Annotated in this window: 16 protein-coding genes; 10 read left to right on the top strand and 6 right to left on the bottom strand. The window is 65.4% G+C overall.

Features of this window, described 5'->3' with window-relative positions; translation table 11 throughout:
- Positions 1-53: 53 nt before the first annotated feature.
- Positions 54-1,031, bottom strand: a complete 978-nt coding sequence (locus tag QOU61_RS11010) for a magnesium transporter CorA family protein (RefSeq protein ID WP_289658280.1) — start codon at positions 1,029-1,031, stop codon at positions 54-56.
- A gap of 471 nt (positions 1,032-1,502) precedes the next feature.
- Between QOU61_RS11010 and QOU61_RS11005 the strand changes: the two genes are divergently transcribed.
- On the top strand, positions 1,503-2,189 hold the full coding sequence (locus QOU61_RS11005; protein ID WP_289658279.1) for a L,D-transpeptidase: 687 nt from the start codon (positions 1,503-1,505) through the stop codon (positions 2,187-2,189).
- Positions 2,190-2,210: 21 nt separating this feature from the next.
- Here the strand turns inward: QOU61_RS11005 and QOU61_RS11000 are convergent, their stop codons facing one another.
- Positions 2,211-3,326 (bottom strand): extensin family protein, encoded by a 1,116-nt coding sequence (locus tag QOU61_RS11000; RefSeq protein WP_502876949.1) that lies wholly within the window; start codon positions 3,324-3,326, stop codon positions 2,211-2,213.
- An 81-nt stretch (positions 3,327-3,407) separates the two neighbouring features.
- Between QOU61_RS11000 and QOU61_RS10995 the strand changes: the two genes are divergently transcribed.
- The 3 genes from QOU61_RS10995 (at position 3,408) to QOU61_RS10985 (ending at position 7,244) form a co-directional block, all read left to right on the top strand.
- Positions 3,408-5,036, top strand: coding sequence for a fatty-acid--CoA ligase (locus QOU61_RS10995; protein WP_289658275.1), 1,629 nt, complete (start codon positions 3,408-3,410; stop codon positions 5,034-5,036).
- A 281-nt stretch (positions 5,037-5,317) separates the two neighbouring features.
- The gene (locus QOU61_RS10990; RefSeq protein ID WP_289661453.1) at positions 5,318-6,166 is read left to right on the top strand and encodes a DUF1499 domain-containing protein; all 849 of its coding nucleotides are present in this window, start codon (positions 5,318-5,320) and stop codon (positions 6,164-6,166) included.
- A gap of 202 nt (positions 6,167-6,368) precedes the next feature.
- Positions 6,369-7,244, top strand: a complete 876-nt coding sequence (locus QOU61_RS10985; RefSeq protein ID WP_289658274.1) for a caspase family protein — start codon at positions 6,369-6,371, stop codon at positions 7,242-7,244.
- Between the two features lie 11 nt (positions 7,245-7,255).
- On the opposite strand, the gene QOU61_RS10980 is transcribed toward QOU61_RS10985, so the two are convergent.
- From QOU61_RS10980 to ribB, 3 genes are all read right to left on the bottom strand, one after another.
- Positions 7,256-8,179: an MBL fold metallo-hydrolase gene (locus tag QOU61_RS10980; protein ID WP_289658273.1), complete on the bottom strand. Its 924-nt coding sequence runs from the start codon at positions 8,177-8,179 to the stop codon at positions 7,256-7,258.
- Between the two features lie 157 nt (positions 8,180-8,336).
- Complete coding sequence (locus QOU61_RS10975) at positions 8,337-9,551, bottom strand: acyl-CoA dehydrogenase (RefSeq protein WP_289658271.1); 1,215 nt, start codon at positions 9,549-9,551, stop codon at positions 8,337-8,339.
- 207 nt (positions 9,552-9,758) lie between these two features.
- The gene (ribB, locus tag QOU61_RS10970) at positions 9,759-10,835 is read right to left on the bottom strand and encodes a 3,4-dihydroxy-2-butanone-4-phosphate synthase (RefSeq protein WP_289658269.1); all 1,077 of its coding nucleotides are present in this window, start codon (positions 10,833-10,835) and stop codon (positions 9,759-9,761) included.
- Positions 10,836-11,166: 331 nt separating this feature from the next.
- Between ribB and QOU61_RS10965 the strand changes: the two genes are divergently transcribed.
- From QOU61_RS10965 to QOU61_RS10955, 3 genes are all read left to right on the top strand, one after another.
- Positions 11,167-11,709, top strand: a complete 543-nt coding sequence (locus QOU61_RS10965; protein ID WP_289658267.1) for a DUF3124 domain-containing protein — start codon at positions 11,167-11,169, stop codon at positions 11,707-11,709.
- 28 nt (positions 11,710-11,737) lie between these two features.
- Positions 11,738-12,976, top strand: coding sequence for an aminotransferase-like domain-containing protein (locus QOU61_RS10960; protein WP_289658265.1), 1,239 nt, complete (start codon positions 11,738-11,740; stop codon positions 12,974-12,976).
- A gap of 361 nt (positions 12,977-13,337) precedes the next feature.
- Positions 13,338-16,664 carry an adenylate/guanylate cyclase domain-containing protein gene (locus tag QOU61_RS10955; RefSeq protein WP_289658263.1) on the top strand — a complete coding sequence of 1,109 codons (3,327 nt, stop codon included), beginning with the start codon at positions 13,338-13,340 and terminating at the stop codon, positions 16,662-16,664.
- Between the two features lie 164 nt (positions 16,665-16,828).
- Here the strand turns inward: QOU61_RS10955 and QOU61_RS10950 are convergent, their stop codons facing one another.
- On the bottom strand, positions 16,829-18,109 hold the full coding sequence (locus QOU61_RS10950; RefSeq protein WP_289658261.1) for an amidohydrolase family protein: 1,281 nt from the start codon (positions 18,107-18,109) through the stop codon (positions 16,829-16,831).
- A gap of 185 nt (positions 18,110-18,294) precedes the next feature.
- Between QOU61_RS10950 and QOU61_RS10945 the strand changes: the two genes are divergently transcribed.
- The 3 genes from QOU61_RS10945 to QOU61_RS10935 all read left to right on the top strand — a co-directional run bounded on the left by QOU61_RS10945 (position 18,295) and on the right by QOU61_RS10935 (position 20,839).
- The gene (locus QOU61_RS10945; RefSeq protein ID WP_289658259.1) at positions 18,295-19,569 is read left to right on the top strand and encodes a serine hydrolase domain-containing protein; all 1,275 of its coding nucleotides are present in this window, start codon (positions 18,295-18,297) and stop codon (positions 19,567-19,569) included.
- 252 nt (positions 19,570-19,821) lie between these two features.
- Positions 19,822-20,460 carry a glutathione S-transferase family protein gene (locus QOU61_RS10940; RefSeq protein ID WP_289658257.1) on the top strand — a complete coding sequence of 213 codons (639 nt, stop codon included), beginning with the start codon at positions 19,822-19,824 and terminating at the stop codon, positions 20,458-20,460.
- Between the two features lie 166 nt (positions 20,461-20,626).
- The gene (locus QOU61_RS10935; protein ID WP_289658256.1) at positions 20,627-20,839 is read left to right on the top strand and encodes a hypothetical protein; all 213 of its coding nucleotides are present in this window, start codon (positions 20,627-20,629) and stop codon (positions 20,837-20,839) included.
- Positions 20,840-20,847 lie beyond the last annotated feature (8 nt).

The following is a 20,847-nucleotide window of genomic DNA, read 5'->3' as shown; positions in this document are numbered from 1 at the left end:
GCTCCGCTGCATGCAGGCCGGCCCTCCCACCGCTTCGCGGGGGGATAGATAACTCACAGCCACTTCTTGAGCTTGAACACCCAGTAGGGCACGACGGCGGCGGCCACCATCGCGACCAGCGCGAACGGATAGCCGTGCGCCCAGTCGAGCTCCGGCATGTTCTTGAAGTTCATGCCATAGATCGAGGCGATCAGCGTCGGCGGCATCAGGACCACCGCCATCACCGAGAACAGCTTGATGATGTTGTTCTGCTCGAGGTTGACGACGCCGAGCATGGCGTCGAGCACGAAGGTGATCTTGTTGGAGAGGTAGGAGGCGTGGTCGGTCAGCGAGGCCACGTCGCGCTGCTGGGTCTTGAGCTGTTCGCGCATGTCCTTCGACCACTTCACGCCTTCCATGACGGCGGACAGGAAGGTGACGAGGCGGCCGATCGAGACCAGGCTCTCGCGCACCTTGGAGGTCAGGTCGCCCTTGCGGCCGATCGTGATCAGGATCCTGGAATACTGCTTGGCGTGCCCGTGCCGCTCGGCCTCCGGCTCGAAGATGTCGTGAGAGACCTGGTCGACGTCGGCGCCGACCCGCTCCAGGATGTCGGCGCAGCGGTCGATCACGGCGTCGAGCAGCTCCATCAGCACCATCTCGCCCGTGATCGAGGCCGAGCAGGCGCGCGCCAGCTTGTTCTCGACCAGCGCGAACGGCTTCGGCTCGTCGTAGCGCACGGTGACCAGCCGGTGACCGGAGAGGATGAAGGTCACCGCCGTGGTGCGCGGCATGTCGCTGTCGGAGTTGCACATCAGCGTCGCCGTCATGTAGCGGGCGCCGTTCTCGATATAGAGGCGGCTGGAGATCTCGATCTCCTGCATGTCCTCCCGGGTCGGGATGGCGATGCCGGCCAGCCGCTCCACCGCGCGGTCCTCCTGCTGGCTCGGCTTGACCAGGTCGATCCAGACCGCGCTTTCCGGCAGCGCGCTGAGGTCCTGCACCGCCGCCTTCTTCAGGGAGGAGTCGGAGTGAACGAATACCGAGAACATGCAAAACTCCCCGTAGGCGCGCCCCTGGGATCAGGTTCGCGCTCCAGCTCCGTGTCTGAGCATGATCTCCGCGCAAACGCCGGTCGGCGCTCGCCGCAAGGAGAACCGGTCCCCACTGTCCCGGATCATGCTCCCCCCGTTACCGCGATTCTGGCAAGCGTGACATGACGGCCGCGTGAACGGCCGTTACAACGCTTGAGGGCGGCCGGCGCGGCCCTTCGGCCCGCATTATGGCAGCCGGGCGGCAAGAGCACGGCCCGGATGAGGCCGCGCGGCGCGACCTGCCCAAAAAGCGGCCGGACGTCACATCACTTGCGGCAAAAAAGCCACAGATCGGCCGCTGCAACGCGGGAAAAGCGTCTCAGTGCTGGAATTAAGGCCGGGTTCGGCGATAATAAGGATTAACTGAATCATGGCGTTTGCGGCGTAACCTTGCCGCTTTGACGTCAGCCTTTCGATTGGAATTATGCCATGCCGTCGCTGAAGGTATTGATGGGAATTCTGGCCGCCGGCCTGATGTTGTCGGGCTGCATGCAGGCCACGACCTACGAGGCGACCAACACCACCAATTTCAAGCCGCGTGATAAGGACCTCCTGTCCAAGGTGCGCTACACCAACACGCCGGTCGCGGAACCGTTCCGCCGCGCCATCGTGGAGTACCACCGCAAGGAAGCGCCCGGCTCGATCGTGGTCGATTCCGACAACCACTATCTCTATTACGTGCTCGAGGGCGGCAAGGCGATCCGCTACGGCATCACCGTCGGCGAAGAGGCCATGGCCTGGTCGGGCATCGCCAAGGTCGGCAGCATGACCGAGTGGCCGGCCTGGCATCCGACGCCCGGCGAGATCTCGCGGCTGGGCGTGCCGACCTTTGTGGCGCCGGGCCCGGACAATCCGATGGGCTCGCGCGCGATGTATCTCTATTCCGGCGGCAAGGACACGCTGTTCCGCATCCACGGCACCAACCAGCCGGAATATATCGGCGCCTCGATCTCCTCGGGCTGCATCCGCCTGACCAACGAGGACGTCATCGACCTCTACAACCGCGTCAAGGTCGGCACCATCGTCGTGGTGCTCGAGCCGCATCGCGGCGACTCGCCGTTCAACTCGCAGATGGCGCTGTCAGGCGGCGGCCTCAGCGGGCCGATGACGCAGTAAATTCTCGCTTCATCGCGACGATCAAAAGCGCCGGTTGCCCCGGCGCTTTTTTGTTGGCGCGGTTTGCTTTAGGGGCGGGCTCGCATCTTCCGTGCGCTGTGCATCCGGCTGCGCGGCCGGACCGGCGTCCGGCTTTGATGCGGAGTCCGCATCGGGCTTTTCCTCAGGCGTCGAGGAGACCTCCCGCGGCGGCGCCTCCGCCGGCCGCTCCGCCGGCAGCAGCGGCGCGACTGAAGGCAGCGGATCCCATACGTCCCACTGGCAGATCCGGTAGTTGTTGCGCCGTTCCATCAGGTCGAGATGGATGTGGTCCTCGTGATAGCCGTCCGAGCCCGGGCCGAGCACGGTCGTAAAGCGCGTGCAGACCGAATGCAGCACGCGCTCGCGCGTCTCGCGGGGCACGCCGCGGTCGGTGAGGCCAATCTGCTGGCCGTTGGCGAGCGTGAAGGCGCGCACGTCGAGCGCGTTGGCGCGGCCGTGCTCGGAGAGCTGGGCACCATTGATGCGGTTGCGGCCGCGGCATTCGAAGGAATCGAAATTGTCGAGGTCGCTGACCGCGCTGCCGAGGCTCGCGGCGAGCGGGGCGACATCGCCACGCACCCAGTCGGCGATGGCGGCAGCCATCTTGCAACGAAGGATCGCCGCCGGCCGCAGCTTCACCCTGGCGCCGCCCGAAAGCACCACCGCCTCCAGCCGCACCAGGTCCTCGCCGCCGCAATCGCCGGGGCCATGGATGTCGGGGATCGAGGGCGCGATCGCGACGTCCTCGGTCAGCGCCTGCCGGCAGGCCGAGGGTTTTGGCGGCTCCGGCGCTGCGGCTTCAGCGGGCTGTTGCGGCGGCGCTTGCGGCGCAGCTTCTGCCGGACGCACCTCGGGCTCCGCGTGCGGCGCCTCGGGCGGGCGCGGCCGCGGCAGCGGCACCTTCGCCGCCCGCGCCCTGTCGCGCGCTTTCGGCAGCGGCGGCGCGCCAAACGGGCTGTCGAACAGGCCGCGGGACGGCTTGCGCGCGGCAGCGGCGGGGGTCGCGGCTGCATCAATCATGAGCACCAGCGCGGCCACGGTAACCATCGCAGCCGCGGTGCGGCGAAAGGCGCGATTAGGCCATTTGCGGCCTGCTTGCGCCGCGCTAAAGTTGATGCCAATGACGCAAAAGCGCAGGCCAGCGCCCGGGACAAGGGGCGGCCGTGCGAGGGACCACACTGGAGGAGGAACGTCCGTATGCTTGGTTTGATGCAAGACTGGCCCTTGCTGTGTCACCGGATCATCGAGCACGCGGCGACCTATCATGGCACGCAGGAAGTGGTAACGCGATCGGTCGAGGGACCGATCCATCGCACCAATTACCGCGCAATTCACGATCGCGCGCTGAAGGTGTCGCAGCGGCTGGAACGCGACGGCATCAAGTTCGGCGACCGGGTCGCCACCATCGCCTGGAACACCTGGCGGCATCTGGAATGCTGGTACGGGATCATGGGCATCGGGGCGATCTGCCACACCGTGAACCCGCGCCTGTTCCCGGAACAGATCGCCTGGATCATCAACCATGCCGAGGACCGCATCGTGATGACCGACATCACCTTCGTCCCCGTGCTGGAGAAGATCGCCGACAAGCTTCCAAGCGTCGAGCGCTATGTGGTGCTGACCGACCGCGCCCACATGCCGGAGACCAGGCTGAAGAACGCCGTGCCCTACGAGGAATGGATCGCGGAGGCCGACGGCAAGTTCAAGTGGAAGGACTTCGACGAGAACACCGCGGCGGCGATGTGCTACACCTCGGGCACCACGGGCGATCCCAAGGGCGTGCTGTATTCGCACCGCTCCAACGTGCTGCACGCGCTGATGGCCAACAACATCGACGCGCTCGGCGCCAGCGCCGCCGACACCATGCTCCCCGTGGTGCCGCTGTTCCACGCCAACAGCTGGGGCATCGCGTTTTCCGCGCCCTCGATGGGCACCAAGCTCGTGATGCCCGGCGCCAAGCTCGACGGCGCCTCGGTCTATGAGCTGCTCTCCACCGAGAAGGTGACGCATACCGCCGGCGTGCCCACGGTGTGGCTGATGCTGCTGCAGCACATGGCGGCGAACAATCTGAAGCTGCCTCATCTGCGCATGGTGGTATGCGGCGGCTCGGCGATGCCGCGCTCGATGATCAAGTCGTTCCTCGACATGGGCGTGAAGGTGCGCCACGCCTGGGGCATGACCGAGATGAGCCCGATCGGCACGCTGGCGACGCTCAAGCCGCCGTTCGCCGATCTCGCCGGCGAGGAGCGGCTCGACATCCTGCAGACGCAGGGATTCCCGCCGTTCGGCGTCGAGATGAAGATCACCGACGATTCCGGCAACGATCTGCCGTGGGACGGCAAGACCTTCGGCCGGCTCAAGGTGTCCGGCCCCGCGGTCGCCAAGGCCTATTACCGGATCGACGCCAACATCCTCGACCAGGACGGCTTCTTCGACACCGGCGACGTCGCCACCGTCGATGGCCACGGCTACATGCGGATCACCGACCGCTCCAAGGACGTGATCAAGTCCGGCGGCGAGTGGATTTCCTCGATCGACCTGGAAAACCTCGCGGTCGGCCACCCCGCGGTCGCGGAAGCCGCCGTGATCGGCATCCATCATCCGAAATGGGACGAACGTCCGCTGCTGATCGTGCAGCTCAAGCAGGGGCAGAAGGCGAGCCGCGAGGACATCCTGAAATTCATGGACGGCAAGATCGCGAAATGGTGGATGCCCGACGACGTCGTCTTCGTCGAGGGTATCCCGCATACCGCGACCGGCAAGATCCTCAAGACCGCATTGCGCGACCAGTTCAAGGACTACCGCTTCCCCAACGCCGCGGCGTAAGGGGCGGGCTCCGCGTCCGTGTTACGGCCACCCTCCCCTGGAGGGGGAGGGTCGGCTCACATGAGCGAAGCGAAATGTGAGACGGGGTGGGGTGAGATCGTCGAAGCAGATGTCACCCCACCCCGATCGCTCATTTCATTCGCGATCGACCCTCCCCCTCCAGGGGAGGGTCAAGCGCCCGCAAACTCCCTTGAATTTGCCGCACCGGCATGGTCTCAACGGCGTTGAGGCCGCCGGGCGCCACCGGCAGCGGCCTGTTCCAACCCGGCAGATCTAGAGAAATGGCCCGCCGCATCTCCGCCCCCTATCAGTCGGAGCCCGTGTCCTCCCTTGCCAACTGGGCGCGCAACCTCGCGGTGTTTGCGGTGGTGGCGGTCGTGGTCTCGATCCTCATCGTCCGCTTCGGCATTCTCGAGATGAAGCCGGCGCTCGCGACCTTCTTCGGCGCGCTTGGCCTGGCCGCGCTGTCCATCCTGATCGGCTTGGCCGGTTTCGCCGCGATCTGGCAGAACGGCTCGCGCGGCATGGCGCGCATCATGCTCGCCTTCCTGATCGATGCGGCCGTGCTCGGCTATCCCGCCTATCTCGCCTGGCAGTACCGCCGGCTGCCGCCGATCCACGACATCACCACCGATCCGATCGACCCGCCGCGGTTCGAGGCGCTGGCTCCGTTGCGCACCGGCGACGGCACCAACACTGCCGTCTATGCCGGGCTGTATTCCGCCGAGCAGCAGCGGCACGCCTATCCCGACATCGAGCCGGTCGAGCTCGAAATCCCGGCCGAGCGCGCCTACGCGATCGCGCTGCAGCTCGTCCACAAGCGCAAATGGCTGGTGATCGACGAGCGGGCGCCGACCCCGCCGCGCCGCGTCGGCCGCATCGAGGCGGTGGCGCGCACCCCGATCATGGGTTTCCGCGAGGATGTCGCGATCCGCGTGCTACCCGACGGCGAGGATTCGCGGATCGATATCCGCTCCTCCTCGCGCTATTTCGACAGCGACCTCGGCAGCAACGCCGCCCGCATCGCCAAGCTGATCGACGACATCAACACCGCGGCCGATGCGGATGCGCTCAAGCCGGTGAAGAAGGCGCCGCCGCCAAAACTGCCGGCCAAGACGGTGAAAAAGTAGCGGCCAGCGCGTGGCATGTGGCCACCAGCGGGGAGGCGTGAAGCGCCGCCCGCGCCTCGCCCGTTCCCTATCCGCCTCCCCACCCACCTAAGCCAATTTTTGGAAACAGTGCGTTTCAATTGTTTCGGTTTCTTTTCCGTCAGGACGGGCCCTATATAAAAGGAGACGGCTGGCTCGCCGACTCCAGAGAACGAGGCCACCTATGCGCGGATGGAAAACGATACTGGCGACGATTGCGGTCGCAATCCTCCTGTCGACGAGCCTTGGCGCGGCGCAACACCTTGGCAAACTCCGTGCGCACAGCCCCCGCCCGGTGACGCAGGTGCAGCAGCAGGCCGAGCATGGCGACAGCAACCGCCTTGCGCTCGTGATCGGCAATTCGAGCTACCCCGACGCCGATGCGCCGCTCGCACAGATCGCCGGCGACTCCGACACCTTGGCCAGCGCGCTTCGCGACGACGGCTTCGACGTCGAGCTGGTGCGTAACGCCACCCGCCACGACATGACCCGCGCGATCGCGCGCCTGCAGGCCAGGCTGCATCCCGGTTCGACCGTGATGATCTACTTCGGCGGTTTTGGCGTTCAATCCCGCGGCGACAACTACCTGATTCCGGTCGATGCAAAGATCTGGACCGAACGTGACGTTCGACGCGAGGGCATCAATCTCGAGGACGTGCTTTCAGAGCTGAAGGACACCGGCGCGAAGGTCCGCGTTGCCGTGGTCGACGCTTCGCGCCGCAATCCCTATGAGCGCCGCTTCAGGAGCTACTCGCACGGCCTTGCGGCGATCGAGGCAGATCAGAACGAGCTGATCCTGACCTCGGACACAGCCGACCATGTGGTCGACGAGACGACAGGACAGCACAGCGTGCTGATGACCACGCTGGTCAACGAGATGAAATCGGCGCGCCCGATCGCACAGGTTTTTGATAGCACGCGGGACGCCGTGGCGCATATCACCGAAAATCGGCAGGTTCCCGCAGTGTCGTCCGCGTTGACCGGCAATGTGACGCTTGGCCCCGCGGCAGCCGGCACGCGCGTCTCAGCACGCGAGGGACTGACCGACCGCCCGACCTGAGCAGCAAGCCCTCAAGAGGCCACAAGCCGGTAGGTCCCGCCGATCACGGGATCGCCTGACGTGGCGACAACGCCGCGCGCGACCAGATCCTCCAGATGCGCCAGCACCGAATAGCCGGCGGCGTTCATGAGCCGCGGGTCGATGCCGATATAGATCGCGCGCACCATGGTCGGGATATCGGCCTCGCCCTTGGCCAGCCGATGCAGGATCGACGCCTCGCGGGCGCGGCGATGGCGGATCAGGAACTGCACGAAGCGCGGCCCTTCCGGAATTTCCGGGCCATGACCTGAGAAATACAGATCCTCCGCGCGGCCGGCGAGCCGGTCGAGCGAGGCCATGTAGTCGACCATCGAGCCGTCGGGTGGCGCCACGATCGAGGTCGACCAGCCCATCACGTGATCGCCGACGAAATTGAACTTCCGCTCCGGCCAGGCGAAGGCCATGTGGTTGGCGGTATGGCCGGGGGTCGCGACCGCCTCGAGCCGCCAGCCGTCGCCCTCGATGACGTCGCCGTGGGCTACCACGATGTCGGGCCGGAAGTCGCGGTCGGCGCCCGACTCCGGACTATGCTTCTCGCTCTCGAAGCGCGGCCGCGAGGCGCGGTGCGGCCCTTCGGCATAGACAGGCGCACCGGTTGCGGCCTTCAGACGCGCGGTGCCCGGCGAGTGATCGACATGGGTGTGGGTGACGACGATATGCGTCACGGTCTCGCCCTTGACGGCATCGAGCACGGCCTTGGCATGTGCCTCGTCCGCCGGCCCGGGATCGATGATCGCGACCTTGCCCTGGCCGACGATATAGGTGAGCGAGCCGGTGAAGGTGAACGGGCTCGGGTTGTCGCAGAGGATGCGGCGCACGCCCGGGCGGACTTCCTCGACGGCACCGGGCTTAAGCGGAAAGTTCTTGTTGAACGGAATGTCGTCGTTGTCGGCCATGGCGATCCTGCACGCGGTCGTCATACCCCGCGAAAGCGGGGGATCCAGTACTCCGAACCGATCGAGCTGAAAACGACCGTCTCTGGAATGCTGGATCGTCCGCATTCGCGGACGATGACAGTGGAGAACAAAGGCAGCGTCCGAATTCTCCGTGCCTTTACGAAAACGCCTGGATGCCGGTGATGGCGCGGCCCAGGATCAGGGCATGGACGTCGTGGGTGCCTTCATAGGTGTTCACGGTCTCCAGGTTCGCGGCGTGCCGCATCACGTGATACTCGATCTGGATGCCGTTGCCGCCGTGCATGTCGCGCGCCGTGCGCGCGATGTCGAGCGCCTTGCCGCAATTGTTGCGCTTGACGATCGAGATCATCTCGGGCGCCATCTTGCCCTCGTCCATCAGGCGGCCGACGCGCAACGAGGCCTGCAGCCCCAGCGCGATCTCGGTTTCCATGTCGGCGAGCTTCTTCTGCACGAGCTGGGTCGCGGCGAGCGGACGGTTGAACTGCTTGCGGTCGAGCGTGTATTGCCGTGCGCGGTGCATGCAGTCTTCGGCGGCGCCCATCGCGCCCCAGGAGATGCCGTAGCGGGCGCGGTTGAGGCAGCCGAACGGTCCCTTCAGGCCGGAGACGTTGGGCAACAGCGCGCTTTCCGGCACCACCACATTGTCCAGCACGATCTCGCCGGTGATGGAGGCGCGAAGCGAGAGCTTGCCGCCGATCTTCGGCGCGGAGAGGCCCTTCATGCCCTTCTCCAGCACGAAACCGCGGATCTGGTTGTTGTGCTCGGCCGACTTCGCCCACACCACGAAGACGTCGGCGATCGGGGCATTCGAGATCCACATCTTGGCTCCGTTCAGCCGGTAGCCGTCCGACACCTTCTCGGCGCGGGTCTTCATGCCGCCGGGATCGGAACCGGCATCCGGCTCGGTCAGGCCGAAACAGCCGACCCATTCGCCGGTCGCAAGCTTGGGCAGGTACTTCTTGCGCTGGCTCTCGTCGCCATAGGCGTAGATCGGATACATCACCAGCGAGGACTGCACCGAGTTCATCGAGCGATAGCCGGAGTCCACCCGCTCGATCTCGCGCGCCACCAGGCCATAGGCCACGTAGCTGGCATTGGCGCAGCCATATTCCTCCGGCAGCGTGACGCCGATCAGGCCGAGTTCGCCCATCTCGTTGAAGATCTCGCGGTCGGTCTTCTCCTCGAGATAGGCCTTGATGACGCGCGGCAACAGCTTGTCCTGCGCGTAGGCGCGCGCGGTGTCGCGGATCATGCGCTCGTCTTCGGTGAGCTGCTCGTCGAGCAGGAACGGATCGTCCCACTGGAACGTGGCCGCGGACGGTTTGTCCTTGGCCTGAGGGCGCGCGCTCATGGAAAATCCTTTCGCATCGTCTCGTTTAAGGAATTGCCTGATAAACTAAATCGCTATCGTTCGAAGCGCAATTGTATTGCGAGCTGTTCCTGTGTGAGGGTCATGCCGGGGCGATGCGAAAGCATCGAACCCGGAAACCTGGGATTCACCGCCGCGCCATCGCGCATCTGCGGTCCGGTGCCTGGCACCATCCCGGAATGACGGTGCTCAACCGTCAAGCCTTTCGTTGGCGACGATCTCGATGCCGAACCCCGACAATCCCTTGTAGTCGTGCACCGACGAGGTCAGGTTGATGATCGAGGTGATGCCGAGATCGCGCAGGATCTGCGCGCCGACGCCGACCTCGCGCCACTGCCGGTTGCGGTCGGCCTCCGCCGTCTTCGGCGTGCCCACCGGTTCGACGGGAACGCCGGCCGCGCCGTCGCGCAAGTACACCAGCACGCCGCGCCCGGCCTTCTTGAAGTGCTGCAGCACCTCCTGCATGCGGGCAGGCCCGGTGAACAGGTCCTTGACGATGTTCGGCTTGTGCAGCCGGGTCAGGACGTTGCGGCCATCGCCGATGCCGTTATAGACGAAGGCGGCGTGGGTGATCTCGTCGAACGGCGAGCGGTAGGCATAGCCCTGCAGCGGGCCGATCGGGCTGTCGGTGGTGAAGGTCGAGACCCGCTCGATCAGCTTCTCCCGCGCCTGCCGGTAGGCGATCAGGTCGGCGATGGTGACATGCTTGAGGCCGTGGGCGGCGGCAAAGCGCGTGACCTGCGCGCCCTTCGTCACCGTGCCGTCGTCGTTCATCAGCTCGGAGATCACGCCGACCGGCGGGAGCCCTGCGAGCTTGCAGAGATCGACGGCAGCCTCGGTATGGCCGGAGCGCAGCAGCACGCCGCCGTCGCGCGCGACCAGCGGAAAGACATGGCCGGGCCGGGCGAAATCATTGGCGCCGACATTGGGGTTGGCGAGCGCCCGGCAGCAGGAGGCGCGCTCCTCGGCGGAGATGCCGGTGCCGCCGTCCGGCTTGTAGTCGATCGACACCGTGAAGGCGGTGGTGTGGTTGGACTCGTTATGCGCCACCATCGGGTCGAGCCGCAGCCGCCGCGCGTCCTCGGTCGTGATCGGCGCGCAGACGATGCCCGAGGTGTGGCGGATGATGAACGCCATCTTCTCCGGTGTGCAGAAGGAGGCCGCGACGATCAGATCGCCCTCGCCCTCACGATCGTCGTCGTCGGTGACGACGACAAGCTCGCCCTTGGCGAAGGCTTGCAACACTTCCTGGATCGTATCGGCCATATCAGCAAATTCTCTCGTGGTTGCGGGGGGGACCATTAGCCGGAGTTGGGCATCGGCGCCAGTCTCGCCCGCGCCACCGGCATCGGTGCCACCATGCACCGCGGCATGGCTCGCGAGCCACGCCCGGCGGCATCCCCCCGGATGCGCGGGCGCTGTAAGATTGTTTAGGGTTGCCCTACCGCAAAAACAAGGGAGCCTGCATGTCGCGGTTCGGGAGCATCGCAGCCGTCGTGCGCCTGCGGCTGACCGGCGAATGGACCAATGAAAAGACGGGCGATAGAGTGGGCCGATCGAGCCCCTCGCGAACAAGGTGCATCAGGTGATATCGCAAATGGTCCTGCGCCGCATCGGCACGGCAGCACTCCGGCTTGCCGTGGTTATCGGCCTGACGGCCGTGCTTGCCCCGGCTGCCTCCGCACAGTCAGGCATCGAGCAGAATTTTGCCGCCTCCCTGACGGCGATACCGCAGGACAATCTGAGCGTCGCCGGCGGGTTTTACGTTCCGGTCTATTCCAGCGTGTCGATGAGCCAGGGCAAGCTGCGCGCCGACTTCTCGGTGACGCTGAGCATCCACAACGCCTCGGAGACGAAGCCCCTGGTCGTGAAGCGGATCGCCTATTTCGACACGTCCGGAAAGCTGGTCGAGAGCTACCTGAAGGCGCCGATTGCGCTGAAGCCGTTCGCGACGGTGGAAATCTTCATCGCCATCGGCGACGTCAGGGGCGGCACCGGCGCCAACTTCGCGGTCGACTGGGCGGCGGCCGGCGAGATCGCGGAGCCCGCGGTCGAGGCGCTGATGGTCGGCAGCGTCGGCAACGCCCATTATGCCTTCGTGAGCCAGGGGCGTCCGGTCAGGCTGGTCGGAAACAACTAGCTCCAGAACAAGACGGGAGAAAATGCCGATGGCCACCGCCCCCTTTGATTTCGCGCCCCTGTTCCCGGCGGACCTGCCGGCACCCGCGGCGCGCTGGACCGGGCTTGCCAAATACAGCTTCGTGGGCGGCAACAACGACGCCGACCAGGTGCCGGTCGAGGGGCTGACCGATGCCGCGACCGCCGTGCTCGAACGCGAGGGCCGGACGCTTGCGACCTACGGGCTGGCGAGCGGCCCGCAGGGCTACCGTCCGTTGCGCGAATTCCTTGTCGCGAAATTGCAGCGCGATGCCGCGATCCGCTGCACTGCCGACGACATCCTGATCGTCTCCGGCTCGTTGCAGGCGCTCGACCTCGTCAACCAGACCCTGCTTTCGCGCGGCGACACCGTGATCGTGGAGCAGGAAACCTATCAGGGCGCGCTGACCCGGCTCGCCCGGCTCGGCGTCAACGCGGTCGGCATTCCGCTCGACCACGAGGGCATGCGGATCGACGCGCTCGCGTCGGCGCTTTCCGACCTCAAGCGCCGCAACATCCGCCCCAAATACATCTACACCATCCCGACGGTGCAGAACCCGACCGGGACCATCATGCCGGAGGCGCGCCGCACCGAGCTCCTGAAGCTTTCGCAAGAGCATGGCGTGCCGATCTTCGAAGACGATTGCTACGCCGACCTGATCTGGGACGGCCGACGCCCGCCCGCGATCCACGCCCTGGCGTCGGGCGGCGGCGTGATCCATATCGGCTCGTTCTCGAAATCGATCGCGCCGGCCTTGCGGGTCGGCTTCATCGTCGCGCCCTGGGAAATGCTGTCGCGGATGCTGGCGCTGAAGACCGATGCCGGCTCCGGCGCGCTCGAGCAGATGGTGCTCGCGGAATATTGCCGACCGCATTTCACCACGCATGTGCCGGAGCTGACGCGGGCGCTCCGTGCCAAGCTCGATACCCTGATGGAAGCACTGAACGCGCAGTTTGGCACATCTGCCGAGTTCGAGGCGCCCAAGGGCGGCATCTTCCTCTGGGTCAAGCTGCCCGACAATGTCGACACCTTGAGGCTCTATCAGGCGGCACTCGCCGCCGGCGTCTCCATCAATCCGGGGCCGGAATGGTCGACGAACCGGGGCTATTCGGGCAGCCGCCTGCGGCTGTGCTTTGCGAGCCCCTCGCATGCGCAGATCCGCGAAGGCGTCGCCGTGCTTGCGGAGGTCTGCCGCAAGGAGTTCGGCGTCCCTGCCCGCATCGCCAATGTGGAGAAGGCGCGCGGGTGAGACAGGCTGGATGAGACCAGTGCCCCGAATCCGAAGTTCGCATCATTTTGCGGCGGGCTTTTTTTGCGAACTTCGGGTTCAAAGGGACACTAGCAAATTTATGGTTCTAGTTTGGTTTTTGGTTCGGAAGTTCTCTTGACGAACTCGCAGCACAAATGAAGAGAACTTCCGAACCACCACACTAGGCCGTGTCCTCATAAATCAGAGCAGCTTGGATCAAGCGCGTTAAACGTCCAACCCGGCTGTATCGAGCGGCCGACAGACGTTCCAACGCCCGTAGGTGCCATCCACCAAAGAAAGTGGTATAGTCTCCGTCGTCTCCAAGGTTCGCTTAGGCCGCACAGAGACAGTGGGGGCCGCCATGCAGCAGATTGCGGACTGGCTCAACACACTTGGCCTAGGACAATACGCGCAGCGCTTTGCCGAGAACGATATTGATCCAAGCGTTCTGCGCGATCTGACCGACCAAGACCTCGAAAAAATCGGTGTCTCGCTCGGCCATCGCAGGAAGATATTGCGCGCGATTATGGAGCTCGATGAGGCCGGACCGAGACCCGCGCCTGCTCCTCGGACCGCGGCCGAGAGACGTCACCTCACGGTGATGTTCGCTGATCTTGTTGGCTCGACAGCGCTCTCGACAAGGCTCGACCCTGAGGACTTGCGGGAAATCATTGGCGCGTACCACCGCTGCTGTGCCGAGCAAATCGAGGAATCTGGCGGGTTCGTTGCCAGATACATGGGCGACGGCGTGCTCGCATATTTCGGCTATCCGCGGGCGGATGAAGACGATGCTGAGCGCGCGGTATGCGCCGGGCTGGCATTGGTCGCGGCCGTGGCCGGACTTAATGCCGGCCCGGAGGCACGATTGCGAGTGCGAGTTGGCATTGCCACCGGTTTGGTGATCGTCGGTGATCTCATCGGGGATGGCGCGTCGCAGGAACATGAGGTGGTCGGCGAGACCCCCAATCTGGCCTCGCGGCTTCAGGCGCTGGCCGAGCCGGATACGGTGGTCATCGACGGCGGCACCCGCCGCCTCATCGGTGGCCTCTTCGAGTATCTCGCTCTCGGGAGCGTGTCCATCACAGGCTTCAGCGACCTGGTGCCGGTTTGGCGGGTCATCGGTGCGAGCGCGGTCGATAGCCGCTTCGAGGCCTTGCGCGTGGCCAGAACGCCACTGCTCGGCCGCGATGAGGAGATCGAGCTGCTGATGCGCCGCTGGCAGCAGATAAAACTCGGCGATGGCTCGGTCGTGCTGATATCGGGTGAGCCCGGCATCGGCAAATCACGCCTCGCCGAGACCGCGCTGGAGCGGCTGAGCGATGATCCGCACATCACCTTGCGCCGTTTCTGCTCGCCGCATCACCAGGACAGCGCGCTTTTCCCGACCATCTCACAGCTCGAGCGAGCAGCGGGATTCCGGCGTGACGATACGGACCAGCAACGGTTGGACAAGCTCGAGGCGTTGCTCGCGGAGGCAAACGCTGACCTCAGCGAGGCCGTCCCTCTGATCGCGGACCTGCTGTCCGTACCGATCGGCAATCGCTATCCACCGCTCAGCCTCACCCCGCAGAAGCGCAAGGAGAAGACGCTTCGGGCCCTCCTGGCCCAGCTCGAGGGACTGTCGGCGCGCCGGCCCGTGCTGATGATGTTCGAAGATGTGCACTGGATCGACCCCACTTCGCTCGACCTGCTGGACCTCATCGTCGACCGGGTTGCCACCCTCCGGGTCTTGCTGATCATCACTTTCCGGCCAGAGTTCGCGCCGGCCTGGATCGGGCGCTCGCACGTGACATCGATCAGCCTCAGTCGTCTGCCACGTGGACAGCGCGCCGAGATGATCATGCGGGTGACCGGCGGCAAGGCGTTGCCCCAGGAGATCGCCGTACAGATCATCGATCGGACCGACGGCATACCGCTATTCATCGAGGAATTGACCAAGACGGTCATCGAGAGCGGCATGCTGACCGACGCTGGCGACCACTTTGATGCGAGGGAGCCCGTGCCTCGGCTTGCCATCCCTACCTCGCTCCAAGCCTCGCTCCTGGCACGGCTCGATCGCTTGGCACCCGTGCGCGAGACGGCGCAGATCGGAGCGGCTCTCGGGCGGTCGTTCTCGCATGAGCTGATCAGCGCGGTCGCGGCCATGCCGCAGCAACAGGTGGACGGGGCCTTGGCGCAGCTCGTACGCGCCGAATTGGTCTTCCAGCGGGGCGCCCCACCCGATGCAGAGTACACCTTCAAGCACGCGCTGGTGCAGGACGCAGCCTATAGCACAATGCTGCGCGGTCGACGCCAGCAGATCCATGCCCGCATTGCAACGGTGATGCAGAGCCAGTTCCCTGAAATCGTGGCCGCTCAGCCGCAACTCATGGCCCACCATTGTGCCGAGGCCGGTTTCAACGAGAAGGCGGTCGGCTACCGGCTCAGGGCCGGGCAGCAGGCCGTCGCGCGGTCGGCGATGACGGAAGCGGTGGCGCAGCTGCAGAAGGGTCTGGAATTGCTGGCGAACATGCCTGAGGAGTCCCGGCCCATGCAGCACGAACTCGACCTGCAAATTGCCCTCGGGCGGGCGCTGATGGCAGCTCGAGGGTATTCGGCGCCGGTGGTGGGCGATACCCTCGTCAGGGCGCGAGCGCTCGCTGAGCGGTTCGATCGGCCGGATCGTCTCGTTCCGCTGCTCTATTCCCAATGGGGTTTCCATATGGTTCGGTCCGAGCACGAGCTGGCGGTGTCGCTTGCCGAGCAGATGGAGAAATTTGGCGAGACTAGAAAAGATCAGGTCGCTCTGCTGCTGGGTCACTATGTCCACGGCGCCAGTTGCTACTTTCGCGGGGAGTTTGTCACAGCGCGCGCCCTTCTCGAGCTGTGTGATGGCCTGAGAGATCCGGCCGCTCGCGCGATTTGCGCTGCCATAGCGGTGGCCGATCCGTACGCAGCGAGCCTGGGTCACTTGGCGTTGACATCGGCGCTTCTGGGCCACATCGATCAGGGACGCGCGCGGGTGGACGAGGCGTTGTCGGAAGCCCGCGGGCTCGACCATCCGTTTACGGTGGCCTTTGTGTTGAGCAAGGTGTGTGCGGTGGAGGCGGCCGCCGGCTTGCCGCATGACGCACGGCGGCACGCGGAGGAGCTGGTGGCTCTCTCGAACGAGCACGGTTTTCCGCTCTGGTTGGGCGTCGGACTCCTTCAGCATGGTCGGTCATTGACAGCGCTTGGACAGGCGCAAGATGGCCTCGCGATGCTCGCGAGGGGGCTCTCGGTGCTTCGTGGTGCCGGAGCCGTCGTGCACACGCCGCGCGCGCTCTGCTTTCTCGCGGAGGCTCACACCAAGGTCGGGCATCTGCAGGAGGGGCAGAATTGCCTCGTCGAGGCTGCGCAGCTCATCGAGACGACCCACGAGCGGTCCAGTGAGGTCGAGCTGCATCGACTTCGAGGCGATATGATGAATGTGCGAGGCGACCAAGCCGCTGCGGAGCAGAATTATCATCGAGCGCTCGCTGTGGCGGAGCGCCAGAACGCGAAGACGTTTGGGCTGCGCGCTGCGACCAGCCTCGCCCGCCTGTGGCGCGACCAAGGCAAGTGCCCGGACGCTCGCGACCTCCTCGCGCGGGGGTATGGCTGGTTCACCGAAGGCTTCGACACGCCAGTCCTGCGGGACGCCAAGGCGCTGCTCGAAGAGCTGGCCTGATGCAGTTCACCTCTTGCGTGGCGGGATGCGGCATTTGCCGAGTTCGTCATGCCCGGCCCTGTGCCGGGCATCGACGTTCGTGTCCGGCCTTGGCAAGAAAGACCCGGATGGCCGGGACAAGCCCGGCCATGACAAACCATGCGGAGGACCGCCGGCTGCGGACGTTACCGCACCGCGAACGGGGCCTGGTAGGGCCGGCCGAACGGCACGCCGTTGATCACGGTCTGCACCGGCTTCAGATAGGCCTTGCCGGCGCGCTTGTTGTTGCGGGTGTCGACGAAGGTCACGGGGCCTTCCACAAGCTCCATGATCGCGACGTCGCCGGGCGCCCCCAGCTGCAGCGTGCCGATCTTTGGCGCGCGGTTGATGATTTTTGCCGGTGCGATCGTCGTCATCGCCACCACCTGCTCCAACGAAAAGCCCATCGCCATGAACTTGCTCATGACGTTGGGCAGGAACGGCACGCCGGGCGTGTTGCCGGAGAACACGTGGATGTCGGAGGAGATCGTGTCGGGCGTGCACCCGGCGGGGATCGCGACCTCGGCGACGGTGAAATCAAAGCTGCCGCCGCCATGGCCGACGTCGAAGATCACCCCGCGCTGCTTGGCGGCGAGCGCGGCCGGCAAGAGCTTGCCGTCCTGCACGATGTTGGTGAAGGCGCCGGTCATGTTGGGCGCGCCGGAATAGGCGTGGGTGAGCACGTCCCCCGGCCGAAGGATATCGAGGATGTCGGACATCAGCCCCGAGGTCTCGACGCCGCCGATATGCACCATCATCCGCGCCGGCCAACCGCACATCTCGCAGGCCTGGATGCCGCGCTTCAAGGGCTCGATGCCGTGCTTGAAGATGACGTTCTCCGACATCCTCACCTTGACGCCGACAAGGAAATCCGGATTCTCGGCGAGCGCCATCGCGCAGGCTTCCACCTGCGCGTTGTCGATGTTGTAGAGCTCGGCGACCGGAAACGCCGACAGGCCATTGTTGGCGATGTGGACGAAAGCGTACATCCGCGCCCGCGACTGCGCCACGATGTAGCGGCGCAGTGCCGCGAGGTTGTTGACGCCGGCGTCCCCCGCCGAGACCACCGTGGTCGTGCCCTGGAATTGCACCAGCTCATCGGCGGGAATGCCGATCGCCGAGCCGTAAGGGTAGACGTGGCAGTGCAGGTCGACCAGGCCCGGCATCACGAGCTTGCCCGAGGCGTCGATGGTCTTCAGCGCACGTTCGGCGGGGATGCTCTGGTCGAGCGACTCGACCACGCCCCAGCGGATGCCGACATCGCGTTTTCCCCGCAGCGACTGGCTGGGATCGATGACCTCGCCGCCCTTGATCACAAGGTCGAACTTGTCGTTCGGACCCATCGCGGCCTGCGCGCCCGTCGTCAGCGCCGATGCTGCGGCCGAGCCAGAAAGCGCGAGAAAATTGCGGCGCGACAAGCCGGACATGGCGCCCCTCCCCTTCATGATTTTTATCCGGCGATGATGCGCTCCCGCTGCATTCCGCGCAAGCGAGCGCTGCGCCGCTGCAATGCCGCCTGCACAAAAATGAATAAGCGCGACGCTGGCCCCGCGCACCACGTTGCCATAGGCTCGACATCGACAGGGACCAGGAAGCCCGACGGGAGACGCTCATGATATCGATCCGCATCGCCGCGGCCACGCTTGGCCTGCTCGCCGCCACCGCGGCCCTTGCCGCCGATCCGCTGCCCCGCGCCAAGCCGGAAGACGCCGGCTTCTCCAGCGAGCGGCTGGCGCGCATCGGCAACGTCCTCAAGGCGGACATCGACGCCGGCCGGATTCCCGGCGCGGTGATCGCGATCGCCCGCCGCGGCAAGCTCGTGATGTTCGAGGCCTATGGCTGGCGCGACAAGGCGGCCAATGTGGCCATGACCACCGACACCATCTTCAACATCGCGTCCATGACCAAGCCGATGACGACGGTCGGCGCCCTGATGCTGTACGAGCAGGGCAAGCTCCTGATCGATGATCCGCTCGCCAAATATTTTCCGAAATTCGCCCAGATGCGCGTCGCCGCGCGCGACGCCAATGGCGAGCCGACGCCGGACACGGTGCCGGCCAACCGGCCGGTCACGATCCAGGACCTGATGCGCCACACCTCCGGCCTGGTCTATGGCGGACGCGGCAACACGCTGGTGCACAAGATGTATCCGGCCGGCAGCGGCGACGCGGCGCGCGAGTATGACGGGCCTGCCTTCATGGACAAGCTCGCCTCGCTGCCGCTGCTCTATCAGCCCGCCACCGTCTGGGACTACGGCTTTGGCCTCGACGTGCTTGGCCTGACCATCGAGAAGATCAGCGGGCAGTCGCTCGGCAAATATCTGCAAGCCAATCTGTTCGCCCCGCTCGGCATGACCGATACCGGATTCTCGATTCCCGCCGACAAGGCCGCGCGCTACGCCAAGCCGCTGCCGACCGATCCCGACAGCGGCAAGCCGCAGGCGCGCAGTCCCGAGCTGACCGAGCCGTTGAAATTCGAATGCGGCGGCGGCTGCGCCGCGTCCACCGCCTCGGACTATTTGCGCTTTGCGTTGATGCTGATGAATGGCGGCCGCGCCGGCGAAGCGCGGCTGCTCGGCCGCAAGACGGTCGACTACATGCTCTCCGACCAGCTTGGGCCGAACATCAAGAATCTCGTCGGCAACGCGGACCCGACCCGCGCCGATTACGGCTTTGGCCTCGGGCTCGCCGTGCGCGCCACGCCCGGCATCGTCCGCATGATGGGATCGGTGGGGCAGTTCTCCTGGCCCGGCGCGAGCGGCACCGACTGGTGGGTCGATCCGAAGGAGGAGCTCGCGGTGGTCTATCTCTCCGCGGCACCCGGCCCGATCCGCTGGCACTATCGTCAGAAGATCAACGCGCTGGTCTATCAGGCGATCGTCGAATAGAGCCGCTGCTACCGTGCATCTGAACGGCTCACGCCGGCGGCGGCGTCATCGGGCAGGCGTTGAGAAAACGCGAGCGGGCGTCAGCCGAGATCCTGGGCACCGAATCTGACGCGCTGGGAAGCTGCCGCTCGGTTCGCGACCAGTGTCGGTCACTCAGCCCTCTTGCTGCGGTGACGAAAAAAATTGTCGGTGATGTCGGCGCGCGAGCGGTTCGTCCGTCCTTTGCATTGGACCAGGAAATGGAGAGGCCGAATGGGCGACCTGACTCTGCACACTTTCGATTGGGTTCCTAAGACGCCGCGGGGTTATGTGCGCGACCTGCGTGTGCGTTGGGCATTGGAAGAGGCCGGATTGCCCTATCGCGTCAAGGGCGTGCCATTTCGCGCACGGGATGCCGAGCACTTCGCGCACCAGCCCTTCGGGCAGGTGCCGTGGTTGACCGATGGAGACATCTCGATCTTCGAGAGCGGCGCGATCCTGCTTCATCTGGGCGAGCGCAGCGACGCGCTGATGCCGGCCGATCCGCGCGGTCGCAGCAAGGCGTTGGAATGGCTGTTCGCGGCGCTCAACTCAGTCGAGATGGCGAGCCTGCCCTGGTCCATATTGGTGTTCTCCGGCGACACCGGTGATACGCCGGCATGGAAGCGCCTGGACGACTTCCTCAAGGCGCGGCTCGGGCACATGGAGCCGGTCCTGGCAGGACGCGAATGGCTGGCCGGGTCGTTCTCCGTCGCCGACATACTCATGGCCGATGTGCTGCGGCTGGTCGATCGTTTCGACGGGCTGGCGCACCATCCCGCCTGTCGTGACTATGTCGCGCGCGCCACGGCCCGCCCGTGCTTCGTGAAGGCGCACGCAGACCAGATGGCGCATTTTGCTGCGGCAGACTGAGCTCGATCTGTCGGAGCCGCGTCTACTCCGTCGTCAGTTTCTGCACTGCCCCGGGCGTTTTGCCTTCAGGGCTCGTAGCTGAATATCCGTTCAGAATTCTCCTGAAGTTCCCGCGGAACGTTCCTTGCGATGTGAAGTTTAATCTCCGCATGAGGAGGAGAACATCATGAGGAAGTTTGGCTACATCGTTGCCGCGCTCGGCGCGATTGCGGTTGCGGTGCCGTCGATGGCGAGCGCCGAGACCGTCGTCATCAAGCGCGGTCATCACCACGACTGGGATCGCTCGCGTGCCGAAATGCGCGTCCACCGCGACCACGGCTGGCATGAAGGCTGGCGGCATCGTGGCGATCGGGTTGTGATCAGGGAGCATCGGTACTAAGATCGACT

Origin of the sequence: Bradyrhizobium sp. NP1, from assembly GCF_030378205.1 — a bacterium.
Lineage (GTDB): Bacteria > Pseudomonadota > Alphaproteobacteria > Rhizobiales > Xanthobacteraceae > Bradyrhizobium.
Note: the sequence above shows the minus strand (reverse complement) of the source record. Positions and strands in the feature narration are given on the sequence as shown.

Bases quoted from the DNA above. Each gene is read 5' to 3' on its own strand.
- QOU61_RS11010 (WP_289658280.1), bottom strand. From the start codon at position 1,031: ATGTTCTCGGTATTCGTTCACTCCGACTCCTCCCTGAAGAAGGCGGCG.
- QOU61_RS11005 (WP_289658279.1), top strand. From the start codon at position 1,503: ATGCCGTCGCTGAAGGTATTGATGGGAATTCTGGCCGCCGGCCTGATG.
- QOU61_RS10995 (WP_289658275.1), top strand. From the start codon at position 3,408: ATGCTTGGTTTGATGCAAGACTGGCCCTTGCTGTGTCACCGGATCATC.
- QOU61_RS10990 (WP_289661453.1), top strand. From the start codon at position 5,318: ATGGCCCGCCGCATCTCCGCCCCCTATCAGTCGGAGCCCGTGTCCTCC.
- QOU61_RS10985 (WP_289658274.1), top strand. From the start codon at position 6,369: ATGCGCGGATGGAAAACGATACTGGCGACGATTGCGGTCGCAATCCTC.
- QOU61_RS10980 (WP_289658273.1), bottom strand. From the start codon at position 8,179: ATGGCCGACAACGACGACATTCCGTTCAACAAGAACTTTCCGCTTAAG.
- QOU61_RS10975 (WP_289658271.1), bottom strand. From the start codon at position 9,551: ATGAGCGCGCGCCCTCAGGCCAAGGACAAACCGTCCGCGGCCACGTTC.
- ribB (WP_289658269.1), bottom strand. From the start codon at position 10,835: ATGGCCGATACGATCCAGGAAGTGTTGCAAGCCTTCGCCAAGGGCGAG.
- QOU61_RS10965 (WP_289658267.1), top strand. From the start codon at position 11,167: ATGGTCCTGCGCCGCATCGGCACGGCAGCACTCCGGCTTGCCGTGGTT.
- QOU61_RS10960 (WP_289658265.1), top strand. From the start codon at position 11,738: ATGGCCACCGCCCCCTTTGATTTCGCGCCCCTGTTCCCGGCGGACCTG.
- QOU61_RS10955 (WP_289658263.1), top strand. From the start codon at position 13,338: ATGCAGCAGATTGCGGACTGGCTCAACACACTTGGCCTAGGACAATAC.
- QOU61_RS10950 (WP_289658261.1), bottom strand. From the start codon at position 18,109: ATGTCCGGCTTGTCGCGCCGCAATTTTCTCGCGCTTTCTGGCTCGGCC.
- QOU61_RS10945 (WP_289658259.1), top strand. From the start codon at position 18,295: ATGATATCGATCCGCATCGCCGCGGCCACGCTTGGCCTGCTCGCCGCC.
- QOU61_RS10940 (WP_289658257.1), top strand. From the start codon at position 19,822: ATGGGCGACCTGACTCTGCACACTTTCGATTGGGTTCCTAAGACGCCG.
- QOU61_RS10935 (WP_289658256.1), top strand. From the start codon at position 20,627: ATGAGGAAGTTTGGCTACATCGTTGCCGCGCTCGGCGCGATTGCGGTT.